Below are 16,683 nucleotides of genomic sequence, written 5' to 3' on the forward strand. Positions count from 1 at the left end.
AGCAGCGCGTCGGAGATATCGGCTCTGGTGTTTTCGCCAAGCGGCCTTATCTGCCTTCTGGGTGCACTTGAAGGCGAAAAGGACCGAAGCGGCGATGCAGGACAAGCCCGACACACCGAAAGACGCCACGGCGCTGCCGAAGCTCGACGCGGCGCTTCCGGGCGACGGCGACCGCGAGGGCAACCGGCTCTCGCAGCGCGTTCAGCGTTACGCGCGCGTCGGCACGAATGTCGGCGGCGTGGCGGCGCGGCTGGGCGCGGCCTATCTCATGGGCGGCGCGGACCGGCAGAAGAACGCGCAATCGCTCGCGGCGGCGCTCGGCGGCCTCAAGGGGCCGTTGATGAAGGTAGCGCAGCTCCTGTCAACCGTGCCCGACGCGATCCCGCCGGAGTATGCGGCCGAACTGGCGCAGCTTCAAAATCAGGCTCCGGCGATGGGCTGGCCCTTCGTCCGCCGCCGCATGAGCGCGGAACTCGGCCCCGACTGGCAGGCGAAATTCGCCGATTTCGGCCACGAGGCCGCCGCCGCCGCCTCGCTCGGGCAAGTCCACAAGGCGCGCGCGCTCGATGGCCGCTCGCTCGCGGTGAAGCTGCAATATCCCGAAATGCAATCCGCCGTCGAAGCGGATCTCAACCAGCTTCAGATCGTGATGGGGCTCTACAAGCGCATGGATGCGGCGCTCGACACCTCCGAAATGGTGGGCGAGATCGGCGCGCGGCTGCGCGAGGAACTCGACTATACGCTTGAAGCGCGGCACATGGCGCTTTACGCGCACATCTTTCAGGGCGACGAGACGATCCGCGTGCCGGAGCTTTTGCCGGACCTCTCCACGAAGCGGCTCCTCACCATGACGTGGCTCGACGGCCGCAAGCTCCTCGACTACAAGACGCGCCCGCTCGAAGAACGCAACACCATCGCGCGCGCGCTTTTCCGCGCCTGGTGGTATCCGTTCAGCCATTACGCGGTGATCCACGGCGACCCGCACCTCGGCAATTACACCATCTTCGAGGACGGCGACGGCCGCGCGGCGGGCATCAACCTGCTCGACTATGGCTGCATCCGCACCTTCAAGCCGAAATTCGTCGGCGGCGTGATCGACCTTTACAACGGCCTGCGCACGAACGACCGCGCGCTGATCGTGCACGCCTACGAGACGTGGGGCTTCAAGGGCCTGTCGAACGAGCTCATCGATATCTTGAACATCTGGGCGGGCTTCATCTACGGGCCGCTGCTCGACGACCGCGTCCGCTCGGTGGCTGAGGGCGTCGCGCCGAACGAATATGGCCGCCGCGAGGTGTTCCGCGTGCATCAGGGCTTGCGCGAGAAGGGGCCGGTGAAGATCCCGCGCGAATTCGTGTTCATGGACCGCGCCGCGATCGGGCTTGGCGCGGTGTTCCTGCACCTGCAGACCGAGATGAATTTCTATCGCGCGTTCAACGAGGTAATCGAGGATTTTCGCCGCGACGAGGTCGGCGCGCGGCAGGAGGCGGCGTTCAAGGCGACGGGTGTGCCGCTGCCGGTTTAGGTGGCAAAAATCTGCGATTCTGATGGCTTAGCAGTTTATGGTGATCGCGAATTTTTTCGGATAAACTACATGCCACGAACTAGGCAACCGCATCATATTTATACATCTGCACCATTTAAGCCCTATCTCTTGTCTTTAGGACAGCTGACAGTATCTTGGAATGGACTTCATGAGACATTAGGGCTTCTATTTTCGACTGTCATGCAAGCGGAGGTTTGCAATCAAACGCTTGCAGTTTGGCAATCTATAAATAATGATCGAATGAAAAGAGGTATGCTCAAAGCGGCTGCCCTTAATGACTTTCGGGGCGCAGTTCCAACTGCGTACCCGGACGACGTAATTTGGCTTTGTGCACAAATAGACGGTTTAGAAGACGCCCGAAACGATGCAGTTCATTCACCTATCAGAGGATATGGCGAAAGTCTGAGCAACCTAAGTGTGAAGCCTGCTACAGAACTTGGAAATCAACGCGCCAAAAAACTGCTCAACAAAGGGGATGTGCTTCTTGATTTGAGGAAGTGTCGCGATAAGTGTGTCGCCCTAGCTAAGTTTGCGCATGAGATGGATCAGTCTCTCATAGATTACACAAAACCATGGCCAGCTAGGCCCTCTGGTTCCGGTGCGCCGAGAAATAAGAAGCGACGAGCATGAAAAAAGCCCCGGCGTGCCGGGGCTTTTCGCATTGATATATCTCGTTTAGCCTCAGCCTGCGGGCTGTTCAGCCGGGGCGGCGGCGACTTCCTTGCCGTCGGTCTGGTCGATGCCCTTCATGGTGAGGCGGACCTTGCCGCGCTCGTCGAAGCCGAGGCACTTCACGTACACTTCCTGGCCGTCCTTGACGACTTCGGACGCGTGCTTCAGACGGCGTTCGGCCATCTGCGAGATGTGAACGAGGCCGTCGCGCGAACCGAAGAAGTTCACGAACGCGCCGAACTCCACGATCTTCACGACCTTGCCCTTGTAGATCACGCCGACTTCCGGCTCTGACGCGATGGACTTGATGCGGTTGATCGCGTCCTGGATCGAGCTGAGGTTCGCGGCCGCGATCTTCACCGTGCCGTCGTCGGAGATGTCGATCTTCGCGCCGGACTCTTCCACGATGGAGCGGATGACCGAGCCGCCCGAGCCGATCACTTCGCGGATCTTGTCGGTCGGGATGGTGATCGTCTCGATGCGCGGGGCGAATTCGCCGAGCTCGCCGCGAGCGGCGTTGAGCGCCTTCGACATTTCGCCGAGGATGTGCAGGCGGCCTTCGTGGGCCTGCTCCAGCGCGATCTTCATAATCTCGGTCGTGATGCCCGTGATCTTGATGTCCATCTGGAGCGCGGTCACGCCATTCGCGGAACCGGCCACCTTGAAGTCCATGTCGCCGAGGTGGTCTTCATCGCCGATGATGTCGGAGAGGACGGCCACGCCTTCGGCTTCCTTGATGAGGCCCATCGCGATGCCCGCGACCGGCGCCTTGATCGGCACGCCCGCGTCCATCAGCGACAGCGACGCACCGCACACGCTCGCCATGGAGGACGAGCCGTTCGATTCGGTGATCTCGGACACGACGCGCACGGTGTAGGGGAACGTGTCGCTCTTCGGCATCATCGGATGAACTGCGCGCCAGGCGAGCTTGCCGTGGCCGATTTCGCGGCGGCCGGGCGAACCCATGCGGCCCGTCTCGCCGACCGAGTAGGGCGGGAAGTTGTAATGCAGCAGGAAGGATTCCTTGTAGGTGCCTTCCAGCGAGTCGATCCACTGCTCGTCCTCGCCGGTGCCGAGCGTGGCGACCACAAGCGCCTGCGTCTCGCCGCGCGTGAACAGCGACGAGCCGTGCGTGCGCGGGATCACGCCGACCTGCGAAAGGATCGGGCGAACGGTCTTGAGGTCGCGGCCGTCGATGCGCTTGCCGGTCTTGAGAATGCTCGTGCGAACGACGTGCTTCTCGATTTCCTTGAAGGCCTCGGCGACCTTGTTCTTTTCGCCAGCGGTCGATTCCGCGGAGACGAATTCGGCTATGGCCTTGGCCTTCGCCTCGGCGACCTTGGTCTGCCGCTCCTGCTTGCCCGCGATCTGGAAGGCCTTCTTGAGGTCCTTCTCGACGAGCTTCTTCACCTTGGATTCAAACTCGTTCTTCGCGTCAGGGATCGTCCACGGCTCTTTCGCGGCCTGTTCGGCGAGGCCGATGATGGCATCGATGACCGGCTTATAGCCCTGCTGGCCGAAGACGACCGCGCCGAGCATGATATCTTCCGACAGCTCTTTCGCTTCGGATTCCACCATCAACACGGCGTCGACCGTACCAGCAACGACGAGGTCGAGGTCGCTCGCCTTGATCTGGTCGGAGGTCGGGTTGAGAATGTATTCGCCCTTCGAGTAGCCGACGCGGGAAGCGGCGATCGGCCCGAGGAAGGGGAGGCCGGAAATCGTCAGCGCGGCCGAAGCGGCGACCATGGCGACGATATCGGGATCGTTCTCCATGTCGTGGCTGAGCACGGTCACGATGACCTGCGTCTCGTTCTTGAAGCCGTGCGCGAAAAGCGGACGGATCGGGCGGTCGATGAGGCGGGAGACGAGCGTCTCGCGTTCGGTCGGGCGGCCTTCGCGTTTGAAATAGCCGCCGGGGATCTTGCCGGCCGCGTAGGCCTTTTCCTGGTAATTCACCGTGAGGGGGAAGAAGTCTTTCGACGGGTCCGCGTCACGTTCGCCGACCACGGTTGCGAGCACACTCGTCTCGCCATAATGCGCGAGCACCGCGCCATCTGCCTGCCGTGCAATCCGGCCCGTTTCGAGCGTCAGCTTGCGACCGCCCCATTCCACTTCTTCGCGGAAGATATCGAACATCTTTATTCTTTTCCAACAGCTCAAGCCGGAGGCCCTTCCCCCGGCTCATATCATGTGCGTCATTTGCTTGTGCGCGAGGCCACACTTACCGCAGTTTGCGCGCGGCTCCTAGCGGAGAAATGTGCACCGCTTCCGGTTGTGCGGGGCTTTCGGCTATCACGGAGCCTTTGTCGAGCGCGCGACAGCATACAAAAATGCCGGGGCGGCGGGCCGCTCCGGCATTGAAATTCAGCAATAGGCGAAGGCTGTTTAACGGCGGATGCCGAGACGGCCGATGATTTCGCGATAGCGCGCGTCGTCCTTGCCCTTCACATAGTCGAGCAACCGGCGGCGCTGGCTGACGAGCTTCAGAAGCCCGCGGCGCGAGTGGTTGTCCTTCTTGTGGGTCTTGAAGTGCTCGGTGAGGTTCGAAATCCGCTCGGAAAGAACGGCGATCTGCACTTCCGGTGAACCGGTGTCGCCCGGCTTCGTGGCGTATTCGATGATCAGCGCGGCCTTGCGCTCTGCGGTAATCGACATCGGTTATCTCCGTTGTTTTTGTGTGCCTGAAAAGGCTTATGCGGGGATGTTGAAAACCCGGATCGGATGCATTTCGCCGCGTTCCACCTCGCCAATGGCGATGAGAACCCCGCGCGAGGTCGCAAAGATCGGGCCTTTCAGGATTGGTGCCGTCGCCCCTCTGATGAGGATGGACTGCCCCCGCTTCAGCCTGGCCGCATCGTCTCCGTTCACGGCGAGCGCCGGGATGCCGTCCAGCGCCGTCTCGACAGGAGCGATCGTGCCCATGAGAGCACCGAAGCCGTCGGCACTATTGCTCAGGTTTTCGAGCGTTTCCAGCGAAATCGCATTCTCTTCATGGAAAGGGCCGACGCTCGTGCGCCGGAGCGCCGCGATATGCCCGAAGCATCCGAGCGTACGGCCGAGATCGCGCGCGATGGAGCGCACATAAGTGCCCTTGCCGCAGTCGCAGAACAGGCGCGTCAGATCGGGCGAAATCGTCTCCTCGATCTCAAGCTCGTAGACGGAAATCTGCCGTGGCTGAAGTTCCACCACTTCGCCGTCGCGGGCGAGGTCGTACGCGCGCTCGCCGTCGACCTTGATCGCGGAATAGCAGGGCGGCGTCTGCATGATGTCGCCGATGAACTGCGGCAGCGCAGCCTGCACCTGTTCCGCAGTTGGGCGCGCGTCGCTCGTGCGGACGGGCTTGCCTTCCGCGTCGTCGGTGTCGGTCTCGATGCCCCAGCGGATGGTGAAGTCGTAGGACTTCTCGCAATCGACCACATGCGCGACCGTCTTCGTCGCCTCGCCGAACGCGATGGGCAGTACGCCGGTCGCCAGCGGATCGAGCGTGCCGGCATGGCCCACCTTCCGCGGGTGGAACAGGCGTTTCAGGCGCGACAGCGCCTGATTCGACGTCAGCCCTTGCGGCTTGTCGAGAATGAGCCAGCCGTTAATCTCGTTGCCCTTGTTGCGGCGCGCCATCGCTTTTCGCTTCTCTTGAAATTCTATTTGAGATCGCGGGCGACGTCAGGGGAGCGCAGCAGTTCGTCGATGCGTTCCGCCGCATCGAGTGCGTGATCGGCCCGAAATACAAGCTCCGGGACATATTTCAACTCGATGCGCCTTGCAAGCTCGCCACGCAAAAAACGCGCATGACGGTTGAGCGCCTTGGCGATGACATCGCCCGGCTTGCCGCCGAGCGCACTTGCAAACACGGTGGCGTGCTTGAGGTCGGGGCTGACGCGCACCTCGGCGACCGTGATGAGCTGGCCCTTAAGCTCGTCGTCCTCGATGTCTTCCAACCTGAAAATTTCGGCCAGCGCATGGCGCAGCAGTTCGCCCGCGCGGAGCTGGCGCTGCGACGGGCCTTTTGAATCGTGTGTCGGTTTCATGGCAGGAAAGTACGCGATTTTCGCCGTGAAACAAGCGGGTGCGGGTGCGGCTTTCCACCGATCGTCCGGCGCTGACCGCGATCAGCTCTTCGCGGTTTCAGGTTCGGCGATGATTCCGCCGACGACCGGCCCGCTTGCGCCCGTCGTTTTCGGGAAGCTCGCGGGCAGGCCCTTCAGGCGGCGCACGGCGAGGAAGGCGAAAGCCTGCGCCTCCATGAAGTTCGTGCTGAACCCGGCCTCATCGGCGGTCTGGATGAGAGGTGCGGGGTCGCCGGCGCCGAGCACCCGTTGCAGGCCCGCCATGATGTAGGGGTTATGCGCGCCGCCGCCGCAGATGATCCATGTCTTCGCGCGCTCGGGCAGAAAATGCCGTGAGGCGGCGATGCAGGCGACGGTGAAGGCCGTGAGCGTGGCCGCGCCATCGGCGGGCGACAGCCCCTCAACCTCCTTGAGCTTGAAGGAAAGGCGGTCGAGCGATTTCGGCACCGGCTGCGTGAGAAACGGATCGTGCAGCAGCTTCTGCAGCACGTCGCCATTGACCTTGCCGGACAGCGCGAGCTTTGCGTCCTCGTCGTAGGGCTTGCCCGTATGACGCAGCGTCCAGTCGTCGATGAGGCAGTTTCCCGGCCCCGCGTCGAAGGCAACTATGTTTTCTCCGCCGCCTTCGGGAATGTAGCTGATGTTGGATATGCCGCCGATGTTCACGAAGACGGCGGGAAGCGCCAGCCCGGCCCGGAGCGCGAGCGCGCGGTGATAAATCGGCGCAAAGGGCGCGCCCTGGCCGCCCTCTTCCATGTCCGCCGCGCGGAAATCGTAAACCACCGGAACGCCGAGCGATTCCGCGATCCCGCGGCCATCGCCGATCTGGACCGTCAGCCCCTTCTCCGGCTTGTGCACGACGGTCTGGCCATGGAAGCCGATGACATCGATCTCGCTCAAGTTCAGGCCGCGAATGGAGGCGAACGCCTTCACGCAGGCGATGTGTTTCTGCGTCACCATGGTTTCGGCGACAGTAAGCACGCCACTGCGGTCGGCGCGGTTGGCGATGCCAACGGCGGAGGCAAGGGCCTCGCGCAGAAGCTGGCCTTCCACGGTGTCGTAGGAAAAGTCGTTGCCCGGCCCGAAAGCCTCAATCGTCTCGCCGTCTGTTTCGATCAGCGCGACGTCAACGCCGTCCAGCGAAGTGCCGCTCATCAGCCCGATCGCCTTCATTTCCCACCGCCCCGCTGTTTCACGCTCAATGCGAATGTTGACGCACAATGCGAATGCCTTACATGGTTCTCCCTTGCTACCACGTCAGAAAAGCGCCTGTCGAGGCGCGCTGGCGCGAAGGAGGAGACCATGGCCGCACCGGCAACCCATTCGGACTTCGTTCAGATCCTGAAGGAGCGCGGCTATCTTCATCAGGTGTCCGACGAAGAAGGGCTGAGGAAGCGCGCGGCCGAGGGGCGGATCACGGCCTATATCGGCTTCGACTGCACCGCACCGAGCCTCCATGTCGGCCATCTCATCTCGATCATGATGCTGCGTATCTTGCAGAAGAGCGGGCATCGCCCCATCGTGCTGCTCGGCGGCGGCACGACGAAGGTCGGCGACCCGTCCGGCAAGGACGAGCAGCGCAAGATCCTCTCGCAGGCTGATATCGACTTCAACAAGGCGAGCCTGAAGACCGTTTACGAGCGCTTCCTCACCTTCGGCGATGGCCCCGCCGACGCCATCATGGCCGACAATGACGAGTGGCTGTCCAGCCTGCGCTACATCGAATTCCTGCGCGACTACGGGCGGCACTTCACCATCAACCGCATGCTCACCTTCGATTCCGTGAAACTCCGGCTCGACCGCGAGCAGCCGCTGACGTTCCTCGAATTCAACTACATGCTGCTTCAGGCGTACGATTTCCTCGAACTGTCGCGCCGCTACGGCTGCGTGCTCCAGATGGGCGGGTCCGACCAGTGGGGCAACATCGTCAACGGGATGGAGCTTGGCCGGCGCGTGGACGGGCGCGAGCTGTTCGCGCTGACGACACCGCTGCTCACCACGTCGTCTGGCGCGAAGATGGGCAAGTCGGCCGGTGGCGCGGTCTGGCTCAACGCCGATTTGCTGAGCCCGTACGAATATTGGCAATACTGGCGCAACACCGAGGACGGTGACGTGGGCCGCTTCCTGAAGCTGTTCACCGAAATGCCTCTCGATGAGATTGCGCGGCTTGAGGCGCTTCAGGGCGCGGAAATCAACGAGGCGAAGAAGATCCTCGCAACCGAGGTGACGGCGCTGCTTCACGGTCGCGAGGCGGCGGAGACTGCCGCCGACACGGCGCGGCGCGCGTTCGAGGAAGGCGCTGCGGCGGAGGGGCTTCCGACCGTAGAGATTCCGCGCGGCGAACTCGCCGAGGGCGTAGGCATCCTCAATGCGGCGGTGAAGGCGGGCCTGGTCGCCTCGACGAGCGACGCACGGCGGCAGATCAAGGGTGGCGCGCTGAAGGTTAACGATGTCGCGGTGACGGACGATCGCGCGAGCGTGTCGCTTGCCAATCTCGATGCTGAGGGCGTCATCAAGTTGTCGCTCGGCAAGAAGCGCCACGTGCTGCTGAAGCCCACGCAATAGGCGACTGACGCGCTGCGGCGCCCTATCGCACCTTTGCGGCGGGGCGCTGCTGCGTCTGGGCCTGGGGCACCTGCTGTGGCTGCTCCGGAGCTTGCGCGGGCGCGGGCGCGTTCTCGAACTCGAAAATCTGGCGCAGGAAGCCGGGCGCGAGCATCGACACCGGGTTCACGATCACGTCCGGGTTCGACGTTCGCCCCTGCACGGCGAAGGTGATGCCGAACACGCCCTCGTTCTCGCGACCCTTCAGGAGATCGCCGAGGACCGGCACGACGCCCAGCACGGCATTGAAGCCATAGAGCGGGACATAGGTGCCGGACAGCGCTAGCGTCTCACGCGCGAAGTCGATGCGTCCGCGGATGGTTGCCCCGATCACAGGACCGTTGATTGCCGCATCGTGGAGCTGGAACTGGCTCTGTGTGATTGAGAAGGGCACCAACATGCGGTCGAACTGGAAGACGTCGCCCGCGTAGACATGCTGCTGCTTCGTGTCCGGCTTGTAGCGCGCACCTTCCTTTTCGGCTTGCGACACCACGCGGCCCACCACCTGGTCGCCGACCACGGCGAAGCGGCGCACTTCGAGCGTGCCGCTCTTGTCGGTGCCGCCGCTGCCGTCGAGGTTCATGCGGAGGCTCATCGTCCCGCCGCGCATCGCGCCGTAAAACCCGACGAGCCTGAACGCGGAACCGGCGTCGGTCGCGTCCGAGGAGAGGATGCGCGCATCGCGGGTGCGCTGGTCCACATGCACCGCGACCGGTGACTCGCCGTTGATCTTGCCCGCCGCTTCGATAGAGGTGAATTTTCCGCCCCGCCGTTTGGCGTCGACGATGACGGATTTCACGCTCGTGTCGTAGTAGCCGAACACGGTCTCGATCTCGACGTTGAGGTCGAGGCCCGGCTCGTCCTTCAGCGGCGCGGGTTCCTTGTCGGCGATCTTGCCGGCGCTGAGGAGCGTCTTGAAGAACTGTCGCCCGTCGAAGGACGCGCCCTTCGCCTGCACCTTCAGGATATTTTGCGGCGTGAGTTCGCCCGCAATGGAAAGGTGGGTGAGCGCGTTGGTCGAGAATTCCGGGAAGCTGAATGACGCGAGCCGGTGCTTGTCGTTCATGACGGCGCGGCCGTTGATGGCGATGCCGTCACCCGTCATCGCGAAATTGTCGAACAGCATCGAGTTGTCGTTCCGCCGAACGACATCGCAGGCGACGGTCGCCTTCTGGCCGGGCGGCTTCCGCCAGCCGATGGCCGTCAGAAACAGATCGGCGTTGGTGAGGTTCGCCTCCATCATGATCCTCGGCGGGCCGTCGCGCTGCAAAGCGATCGCGAGCGCCACCGGGAGGTCGCCCTTCACCATGTGGTTGACGTTCAGCCCGAGCTCGTCGCGCGCCTTTTCGTTCAGGATCGAGGCGAGGCGCAGCGTCGGCTGCTTGTCCGGAGGTGCGTCGAAAATGCGCTGCCAGACGAGCGTCACCGGCACGCCGTTCACGCGGATTTCGCCGTTGGCGCCGATGGCCTTTTCCGAGATGTCGAAATTCACCGCGCCGCCGTTCACAGAAACGCCGCCCGGAATCGCGCCCGAGCGAATATCCGACACGCGGCTTTTTCCGGTGATGGACATCTGTTCGAACTTGAGGTTCGCCAGGAGCGGGAACTTGACCTCGAACGAGGCCTGTATCTGCCCGTTTACGAGCGATGGCTTGAAGCCAACGGCTTTCACGTAACCGAGCGGCGGCTGGTCGAGGAGTTCCAGCACGGCCGCAACCTCGCCGCCGCCCTTGAAGCGGATGTCGGCGTCGGGAAACTCGGGGCGCAGATCGTCGATGAGGAGTTGGCCGTCGGTGAATGTGACGACCTTGCCGCTTGGCACCTCGATGCGCGCCTCGCCCGGAATGTCGTAGACGAAGCGGCGGCCCTTGATGCGCAGCTGCGTATCCTGCGTTTCGATGGGGGGCAGCCCCTTGATGTGGTAGATTTTTGCGCCGGAGAGGCCCATGCGCATCGAAACCGCGTTCTCGGGGATGTCCCCGCCAACGTCGAGCGCGGCGATCTGGTCGGCCGTCAGGTTCACGGCGACGGTTCCGCCCGTGACCTGCGCAACGGGCAAATTCGTGCCGGCCCACTCCCGCGCGCCATTCGCCATGAAGACGGGCCAGATTGCTTTCAGGAAGGAGAAGGGCATCGGCGATATGTCGCCTACGAGCGAAATCCCGCCGCCCGATCTGATGCGGGAGGCTTGCCCGGAAAACGCCAGTCGCGATGCGTGGCTGCCGAGTTCGAAGCGTTTCAGTGCGACCGAGTCGGTTTCCTCATCATACGCGCCCTCGATCCGGAAAACGTCGAGCGCAACCGGGGCCACTGCGTATTGCGGGGCGGAAAGACGTGTGCCCCGACCATCGAAATCGGCACGCCAGAGGGGCTTCCCGTTGGTTGGATCGATTTCCCGCGCTATTCGCCCCGAAATCGTCAGCAGGCTTTCGTCCCAGCGCATCTCGATGGGGCGGACGATAATCGCCTCGCTCGCCTTGTCGTAGGAGACGCGCAAGGTGCCTCCGTCGATAACAGCCGGATGCTTCTGGTCGAACGGCGCGAAGAAGCGGCCCGCACCGAGCCGAATTTCCGCCTCGCCGCCGGCGAGCCTGCCGTCATATCCGATGTCGAAATGCGCGTCGCCGCTGACGGGAAGTTGGACGAGCTTCAACGCATCGATGGACGGCCAGCTATCCCAGATCGTCTTCGGCACCACATCTTGGACGGAGGCCGTCACTCTGTAGCGTTTCTCGTTGGGGCGGTTTTCGGCGGTAAACGACGCATGCCATACCGAGCCGTTGCGTTCGAGCGTCAGCTTGCCGCCGACGATGCTGTTGCCGCCGCGCTCGTCGAGCTTCAGCTGGAAATCCGCAACGCGCCATGTCGACACGGCGTTTTCGTTGGCGAAGTAGACCACTGCGTCTTGCAGGCCGATGCTTTTCAACGCCTGAGACGAGGCGCCTCGCTTCCCAATGGTGGCAAACAGGCGGCGTAAGATGGGCGCAGGGTCGAATGTGAATGCGCGAGGTTCGGTGAGGCGTAGACCCTGCCGGGCAAGCTGATGCACGCCTGCAACCTCCGGAGATGGCGGAGAGACTTCCGAGGTTTGCCACGCATCCGCGAGGCCGGCCTGGCTCGCGCCCCAACCCTGGTGCGAAGCGGGCGTCGTCGATTCGGGCGTCAGCGTCAGCCCTTTTCCGGGCAAGTTGAAAATGAGGATTTTCGGGCCGAGCAGTTTGATCTGCGATGGTGCGAGCGAGAGCTTGAGCAGCGATGTTTCGCTCAGATCGACGGAGGCGAGCGGAGCCTTGGCGATTTCCTGATTGTTTTCGTCGACGACGCTGACGTCGGCAAGGCGAAATTCGAGGCCCCAGCTTGATGACAGCCGGAGGATGGCACCGCCGACGCGCAGCGAATAGCCGTCGAACTGCGCGTTGAGCCGGTCCTGCACGGCAGGAACGAGAAAGGCAAATGAGATGGGGCCGGTCAGAAGCCTTGCGTAGAGGGCGCCGACCGCGAGAGAAAACATGAGCGCGAGCACAGCGGATAATCGCCAGCCCACCCGGAAGGAATGCCGCGACGCCGTCTTGACCGATCCGGGGATCGCGTCGGCGAGCACCTTGCCGCTTTTGGAGAGACGAGATAGCTGAACCTGCGCTTTGGAAGGTTTCGCCAAATTGCGGCCATGCCTTTCGGGGACGAGTTCACGGTGCGGGTTTTTCGACGAAAAACGGTCATCCATCGCGTTTCGACTGGTTCATGCGAGAGGCGTCAGACCGCCCGCATGCCCGCTTCTCCCCCGTTAGCGTAGAACGCGAGCCTTGCTCCGCGCGTACCATTCGCCGTCCCCGCGTATCCGACAAGGAGCCGGTACGATGCGGCGAGGCTTTTCTTTCTGGCATTTCGCCTCTATAGACCGGAAAAAGAGACGAAAGGAAGGCCCACCGATGCTTCAGAATGGTGATTTGGCTCCCGATTTCGCGCTTCCCGATGCCGAGGGCAAGACCGTGACGCTGAACGGCCTGAAGGCACCCTATAAAGTTGTGTATTTCTACCCGAAGGATAATACGAGCGGCTGCACCACCGAGGCACGGAGCTTCTCCGACCTGAAGGATGCATTCGACGCCGCGGGCGCGGAGGTCATCGGCATTTCGCCCGACAGCGTGAAGAGCCACGCGAATTTTCGCGACAAGCACGGGCTTCGCGTGACGCTTGTGTCGGATCAGGAGAAAGCCGCGATCGAGGCTTTCGGCGTCTGGGTCGAGAAGAAGATGTATGGGCGCGCCTATATGGGCGTCGAACGGGCCACATTCCTGATCGGCCCCGACGGGAAAATTCTGAAAAGCTGGGGGAAGGTCAAGGTGCCGGGACATGCCGCAGCCGTGCTCGATGCCGTGCGGGAGGCTGCGGGCGCGAGTTGAACCTTACCTTTAGCGCCCGAAAAGGCACGATTTCGCCGCGAAGTCCGTGCCGTCTGCACCGAAGCCATGATCGGCGTTGAAATGGTGAAGATGCCGCTCTAAAAGGTTAAGCGCCCGCCGCGCATCGCCTCGGAGTCGCGTTGATGTTCAGTAAAAAGCCAGAGACCGATATGAGCAATTTCGATTCGCAAAAGCCGATAACGAAAACAACGAGCAAAGCCATTGGCGGTCAACCCGCGCAGGGATTGGCGCCGCTCGGAAGCCCGGCTCCCCAGGTTTCCGCCGGACAGCCCGTCTACGCGCCCAAGCCGCCAATCTTCAGGGGACCAGACCGCATGGCACCATCCATCATCGGAGAAGACCTGACAGTCACGGGCAATGTGCTCTCGCGTGGCGAAGTTCAGGTCGACGGCCAGATTCAGGGCGACGTACATTGCTCGTCGCTGATCGTCGGCGAAAAGGCGCAAATCACGGGCGGTATCGTGGCGGAAGATGTGATCGTGCGCGGTCGTGTCATGGGCTCGGTGCGCGGCAACCGCGTGACGCTTCAGGCTTCGAGCCATGTCGAGGGCGATGTTTTCCACAAGTCGCTCGCCATTGAGCAGGGCGCGTTCTTTGAAGGCAAGTCGCGCCGTTCGGAAGATCCGATCGCGACGGCGCCGCGCCTCGAAGGCATGAATTCACCGTCCTCGCAGGCCGCCGAGTAATACGGTCGATATCTTCTCTGGCATTTGCAAGCGCGCGGGTAGCCCCGCGCGCTGACTTTGCGTGGGCGGGCGCAATCGTGCGGCGTCGGGTTAGTGTTGCGCATAAGCTGGTACTACCGCGCATCCCGAAAGCGGCGCTGCCTCATCCTACCCTTCGATCACCCGCCGCCAGCCTGACACGGAGTACCCCGGGCGCTTAAGAGGCCGATTGGCGGGGCCTGTATGGTGGTTTATCGCCTGTTGCCTGCGAATGGCAGAAAACGGGCAAAAAGTTCCCCTGTCACCGCAACGTGCCGCTATCTTCGCTGGCGTGTTCTGTGCCGCTCCGATGACGCTTTATCAATCTCGCGGCGTCGTCGAAGCCTCATCATGAGGGACGGGAACCGCGACGGCATCTTCGGAAAGAAACGTGAAGCCCGTTCCATAGACGGTGACCGCGGCGCTGCCCTGAACCATGAAGGGGTTTGAGATGCGAACTGCCAGCACGCCATCATAGCCTGCAGCGGCCGCCTTCTCCTTCAGAAGTTCCAGCGCATCCGAGTTCGCGCGGTCGAGAAGCCGCTCGTAACGCAGCATTTTGCCGCCGACCGCATTGGTGACTGCCTCGCGCGCATCCCGCAGCAAGTTCGCAGCCAGAACGATGCTGGCATGCAACAATTCGCCTTCCTTGATGCGCCGCCCGGAAAGAGTTTCTACCGTGTAAACCTGCATTATCCCCCCGCGATGCTTGAGCGCGTGACAAGCGAAGCAAAAGTATTCGCGAGAGCACTAGCGCGTGCGCGATTTTCCTTGCTCTCTGATGACGATCTGCTGGGGACGTCCGAAGAGCAAGCGGCGTAGCCATGACATGACGACGAGGATGACGAAGAAGCCGACGAGCACTGCGAGCCAGTAGCGTTCCCAGAACACGCGGAATGCAACGTTACCGCTGCCGACGAGATCGGCGTCCTTGAAAATGCGACCATAGCCGAAAAGGCTGGGTGCCTCTTGCAACATCATTTCCAGCGCCGCAAGCTGATCACGGCTTCCGAGAATACCTTCGCGAATGCCCTCGGCAGTGAGGTCGCGCATGACGGACGGATCGTCAGTGACAGCTCGCAGCAGACGCTTCGCGGCGCCCGGCTCCAGATTGCGTTCGTAATCCGCGAAGGCCGCGAGTTGCCTGTCGTTGAGACGTCGGGCGAATTCGCGCACCTGATCGCCCGGAAGGCTCAGGATGAAGTCGCGGGCCTCGGGCGAGAGATTGGCGATCCGCCCGACTGCAATGCGGTCGTTGATCGCCAGAATCTTCTGGAGCGTCTCGGTGGTCAGTCCTTCCACCGGAAGCCAGCGATAAACGCCGAGTTCGACCACGCGCGGTAGTTCGCGCCCGGCGACCTGCGTCCAGCGCAGCGCCTTGTCGATGGATTTCTGCTCTTCCGCGATCACGAGCGCTGCGTCGGAGAGGTCGAGCAGTGCCCGGTTGAGCGACCCGTTGGCCACGCGCGCGAGCACAGCCGCTTCGCCGCCTTCCGTGCCGCTTACGATGTCGACGATCTGGCCGAGGCGTCCTATCTGGTCGAGCCGCCTGTTCTTGAGGAATTCGGCGAATGCCGGCGATTTTTCGCTCAGGGCGAGAAGCCGGTTGTACTTCTGTCTGAAATCGAGCCAGACTGTGTAAATGCGTTCAGCGGTCTCGTCTGCGATGACTTCAACCTGCTGGCCTATATCGGTCTGGATCGACTTGCCGATTTCTTCCTTGATGAGAAGTTTGGTTTCGTCGGATTTCATGCGTTCAGCGATAATCGGGAACACGCCGTCGCCTGCATCGTAGATGTCCTTCGCGATGAGCGCGAGGCCCGCAAGCCCCGCGACAGAGGACACGATCCGGCTCGCAACCATCCCGGCGATGCGCGTCCCGACGCTCTGCACGACTTTTCCGATCACGCGCCGCGTCACGATCAGCACGAGGCCGGAAATCGAACCGGCGTTTGTCGCTACCAGGTCGCCCGTATCGATCTTCGCCGGTGCCTGATCGGCTGCCGCCGCGTCGAGATTGCGCTGGCTCTCCTGCGCGAAGACCTGCGCGACCGCGCCGCCGTAGCGCGACTGAAGCGCCGTCTGCACACAGGCGATGATCGGATTGGAGATCCGCGATGTCGCCTTTTCGATGCGTGCTCCGGCTTCTTTCGCAACGCCTGTCGCCAATTCATTGATCGCGTCTCGGAAGGTTTGCGACGTATAGGCTCGCTCCGCCACCGCCGTCGCGTAAAGCGTGGCGCGCGACTGGCTGATCGTGGAATAGGCGCGGTCGGCCCAGCTCGAGTCGGCGCGGACCGCATCGACGGCGGCGTCGATTTCTCGGTCTATGCGTGCATTCACATCGGCCTTGGCCCAGTACTGATTGACGAGCGCCATGTAGTCGATCGCCGTCAATTCGGTCTTGAGGCTTGTGGCGGCAAGCTCGCGGATGCGGTCGCGCACCTCGGTGTCGGTGAGATTGCGGCACTCGTCGATGGTGACGACGCGCGGCGTCTGCGCGAAAGCGCCCCGCGACGCGGGGATCGGCAGGCCCAGCGCCAAAGCGCAAATCATGATCCAGGCCACCAGCTTACGCATAAAAAACCCGGACGAGAGAAACGATCACGCACGCCACCATGCCGTACACCTGTGTCAGGAGAGAGTCAGACGGTAACATAACC

The 16,683-nt window shown here is 62.5% G+C and carries 13 protein-coding genes; 5 read left to right on the forward strand and 8 right to left on the reverse strand.

Going from position 1 to position 16,683, the window contains the following annotated elements; genetic code table 11:
• Nucleotides 1–94 precede the first annotated feature (94 nt).
• Nucleotides 95–1,525, forward strand: coding sequence for an ABC1 kinase family protein (locus tag RVAN_RS00340; protein ID WP_013417765.1), 1,431 nt, complete (start codon nucleotides 95–97; stop codon nucleotides 1,523–1,525).
• Nucleotides 1,526–2,176, forward strand: a complete 651-nt coding sequence (locus RVAN_RS19910; protein WP_155942299.1) for a hypothetical protein — start codon at nucleotides 1,526–1,528, stop codon at nucleotides 2,174–2,176.
• Nucleotides 2,177–2,227: 51 nt separating this feature from the next.
• Here RVAN_RS19910 and pnp read toward each other — a convergent pair whose 3' ends face one another.
• The 5 genes from pnp to RVAN_RS00365 form a co-directional block, all read right to left on the reverse strand.
• Entirely contained in the window at nucleotides 2,228–4,357 is a 2,130-nt protein-coding gene (gene pnp / locus RVAN_RS00345) for a polyribonucleotide nucleotidyltransferase (RefSeq protein ID WP_013417766.1), read from the reverse strand.
• 249 nt (nucleotides 4,358–4,606) lie between these two features.
• Complete coding sequence (gene rpsO / locus RVAN_RS00350) at nucleotides 4,607–4,876, reverse strand: 30S ribosomal protein S15 (RefSeq protein ID WP_013417767.1); 270 nt, start codon at nucleotides 4,874–4,876, stop codon at nucleotides 4,607–4,609.
• 36 nt (nucleotides 4,877–4,912) lie between these two features.
• Complete coding sequence (gene truB, locus RVAN_RS00355) at nucleotides 4,913–5,839, reverse strand: tRNA pseudouridine(55) synthase TruB (RefSeq protein WP_013417768.1); 927 nt, start codon at nucleotides 5,837–5,839, stop codon at nucleotides 4,913–4,915.
• Nucleotides 5,840–5,862: 23 nt separating this feature from the next.
• The gene (rbfA, locus tag RVAN_RS00360) at nucleotides 5,863–6,249 is read right to left on the reverse strand and encodes a 30S ribosome-binding factor RbfA (protein WP_013417769.1); all 387 of its coding nucleotides are present in this window, start codon (nucleotides 6,247–6,249) and stop codon (nucleotides 5,863–5,865) included.
• An 81-nt stretch (nucleotides 6,250–6,330) separates the two neighbouring features.
• Nucleotides 6,331–7,443: an anhydro-N-acetylmuramic acid kinase gene (locus RVAN_RS00365; protein ID WP_245258016.1), complete on the reverse strand. Its 1,113-nt coding sequence runs from the start codon at nucleotides 7,441–7,443 to the stop codon at nucleotides 6,331–6,333.
• Nucleotides 7,444–7,590: 147 nt separating this feature from the next.
• On the opposite strand from RVAN_RS00365, the gene tyrS reads away from it, so the two are divergent.
• Nucleotides 7,591–8,853, forward strand: a complete 1,263-nt coding sequence (gene tyrS, locus RVAN_RS00370; protein WP_013417771.1) for a tyrosine--tRNA ligase — start codon at nucleotides 7,591–7,593, stop codon at nucleotides 8,851–8,853.
• Between the two features lie 22 nt (nucleotides 8,854–8,875).
• Here tyrS and RVAN_RS00375 read toward each other — a convergent pair whose 3' ends face one another.
• Nucleotides 8,876–12,616, reverse strand: coding sequence for an AsmA-like C-terminal region-containing protein (locus RVAN_RS00375; RefSeq protein WP_013417772.1), 3,741 nt, complete (start codon nucleotides 12,614–12,616; stop codon nucleotides 8,876–8,878).
• A 205-nt stretch (nucleotides 12,617–12,821) separates the two neighbouring features.
• Here RVAN_RS00375 and bcp point away from each other — a divergent pair, with 205 nt between their 5' ends.
• On the forward strand, nucleotides 12,822–13,295 hold the full coding sequence (gene bcp, locus RVAN_RS00380; protein ID WP_013417773.1) for a thioredoxin-dependent thiol peroxidase: 474 nt from the start codon (nucleotides 12,822–12,824) through the stop codon (nucleotides 13,293–13,295).
• 170 nt (nucleotides 13,296–13,465) lie between these two features.
• Nucleotides 13,466–14,002, forward strand: coding sequence for a bactofilin family protein (locus RVAN_RS00385; protein WP_049779151.1), 537 nt, complete (start codon nucleotides 13,466–13,468; stop codon nucleotides 14,000–14,002).
• Between the two features lie 339 nt (nucleotides 14,003–14,341).
• Here RVAN_RS00385 and RVAN_RS00390 read toward each other — a convergent pair whose 3' ends face one another.
• Together RVAN_RS00390 and RVAN_RS00395 are read right to left on the reverse strand one after the other, a co-directional pair.
• On the reverse strand, nucleotides 14,342–14,713 hold the full coding sequence (locus RVAN_RS00390; RefSeq protein ID WP_013417775.1) for a YbjQ family protein: 372 nt from the start codon (nucleotides 14,711–14,713) through the stop codon (nucleotides 14,342–14,344).
• Nucleotides 14,714–14,770: 57 nt separating this feature from the next.
• Nucleotides 14,771–16,600 (reverse strand): hypothetical protein, encoded by a 1,830-nt coding sequence (locus RVAN_RS00395; protein ID WP_041787130.1) that lies wholly within the window; start codon nucleotides 16,598–16,600, stop codon nucleotides 14,771–14,773.
• Between the last annotated feature and the right edge of the window lie 83 nt (nucleotides 16,601–16,683).

The organism is Rhodomicrobium vannielii ATCC 17100 (genome assembly GCF_000166055.1).
GTDB classification, from domain to species: Bacteria; Pseudomonadota; Alphaproteobacteria; order Rhizobiales; family Rhodomicrobiaceae; genus Rhodomicrobium; species Rhodomicrobium vannielii.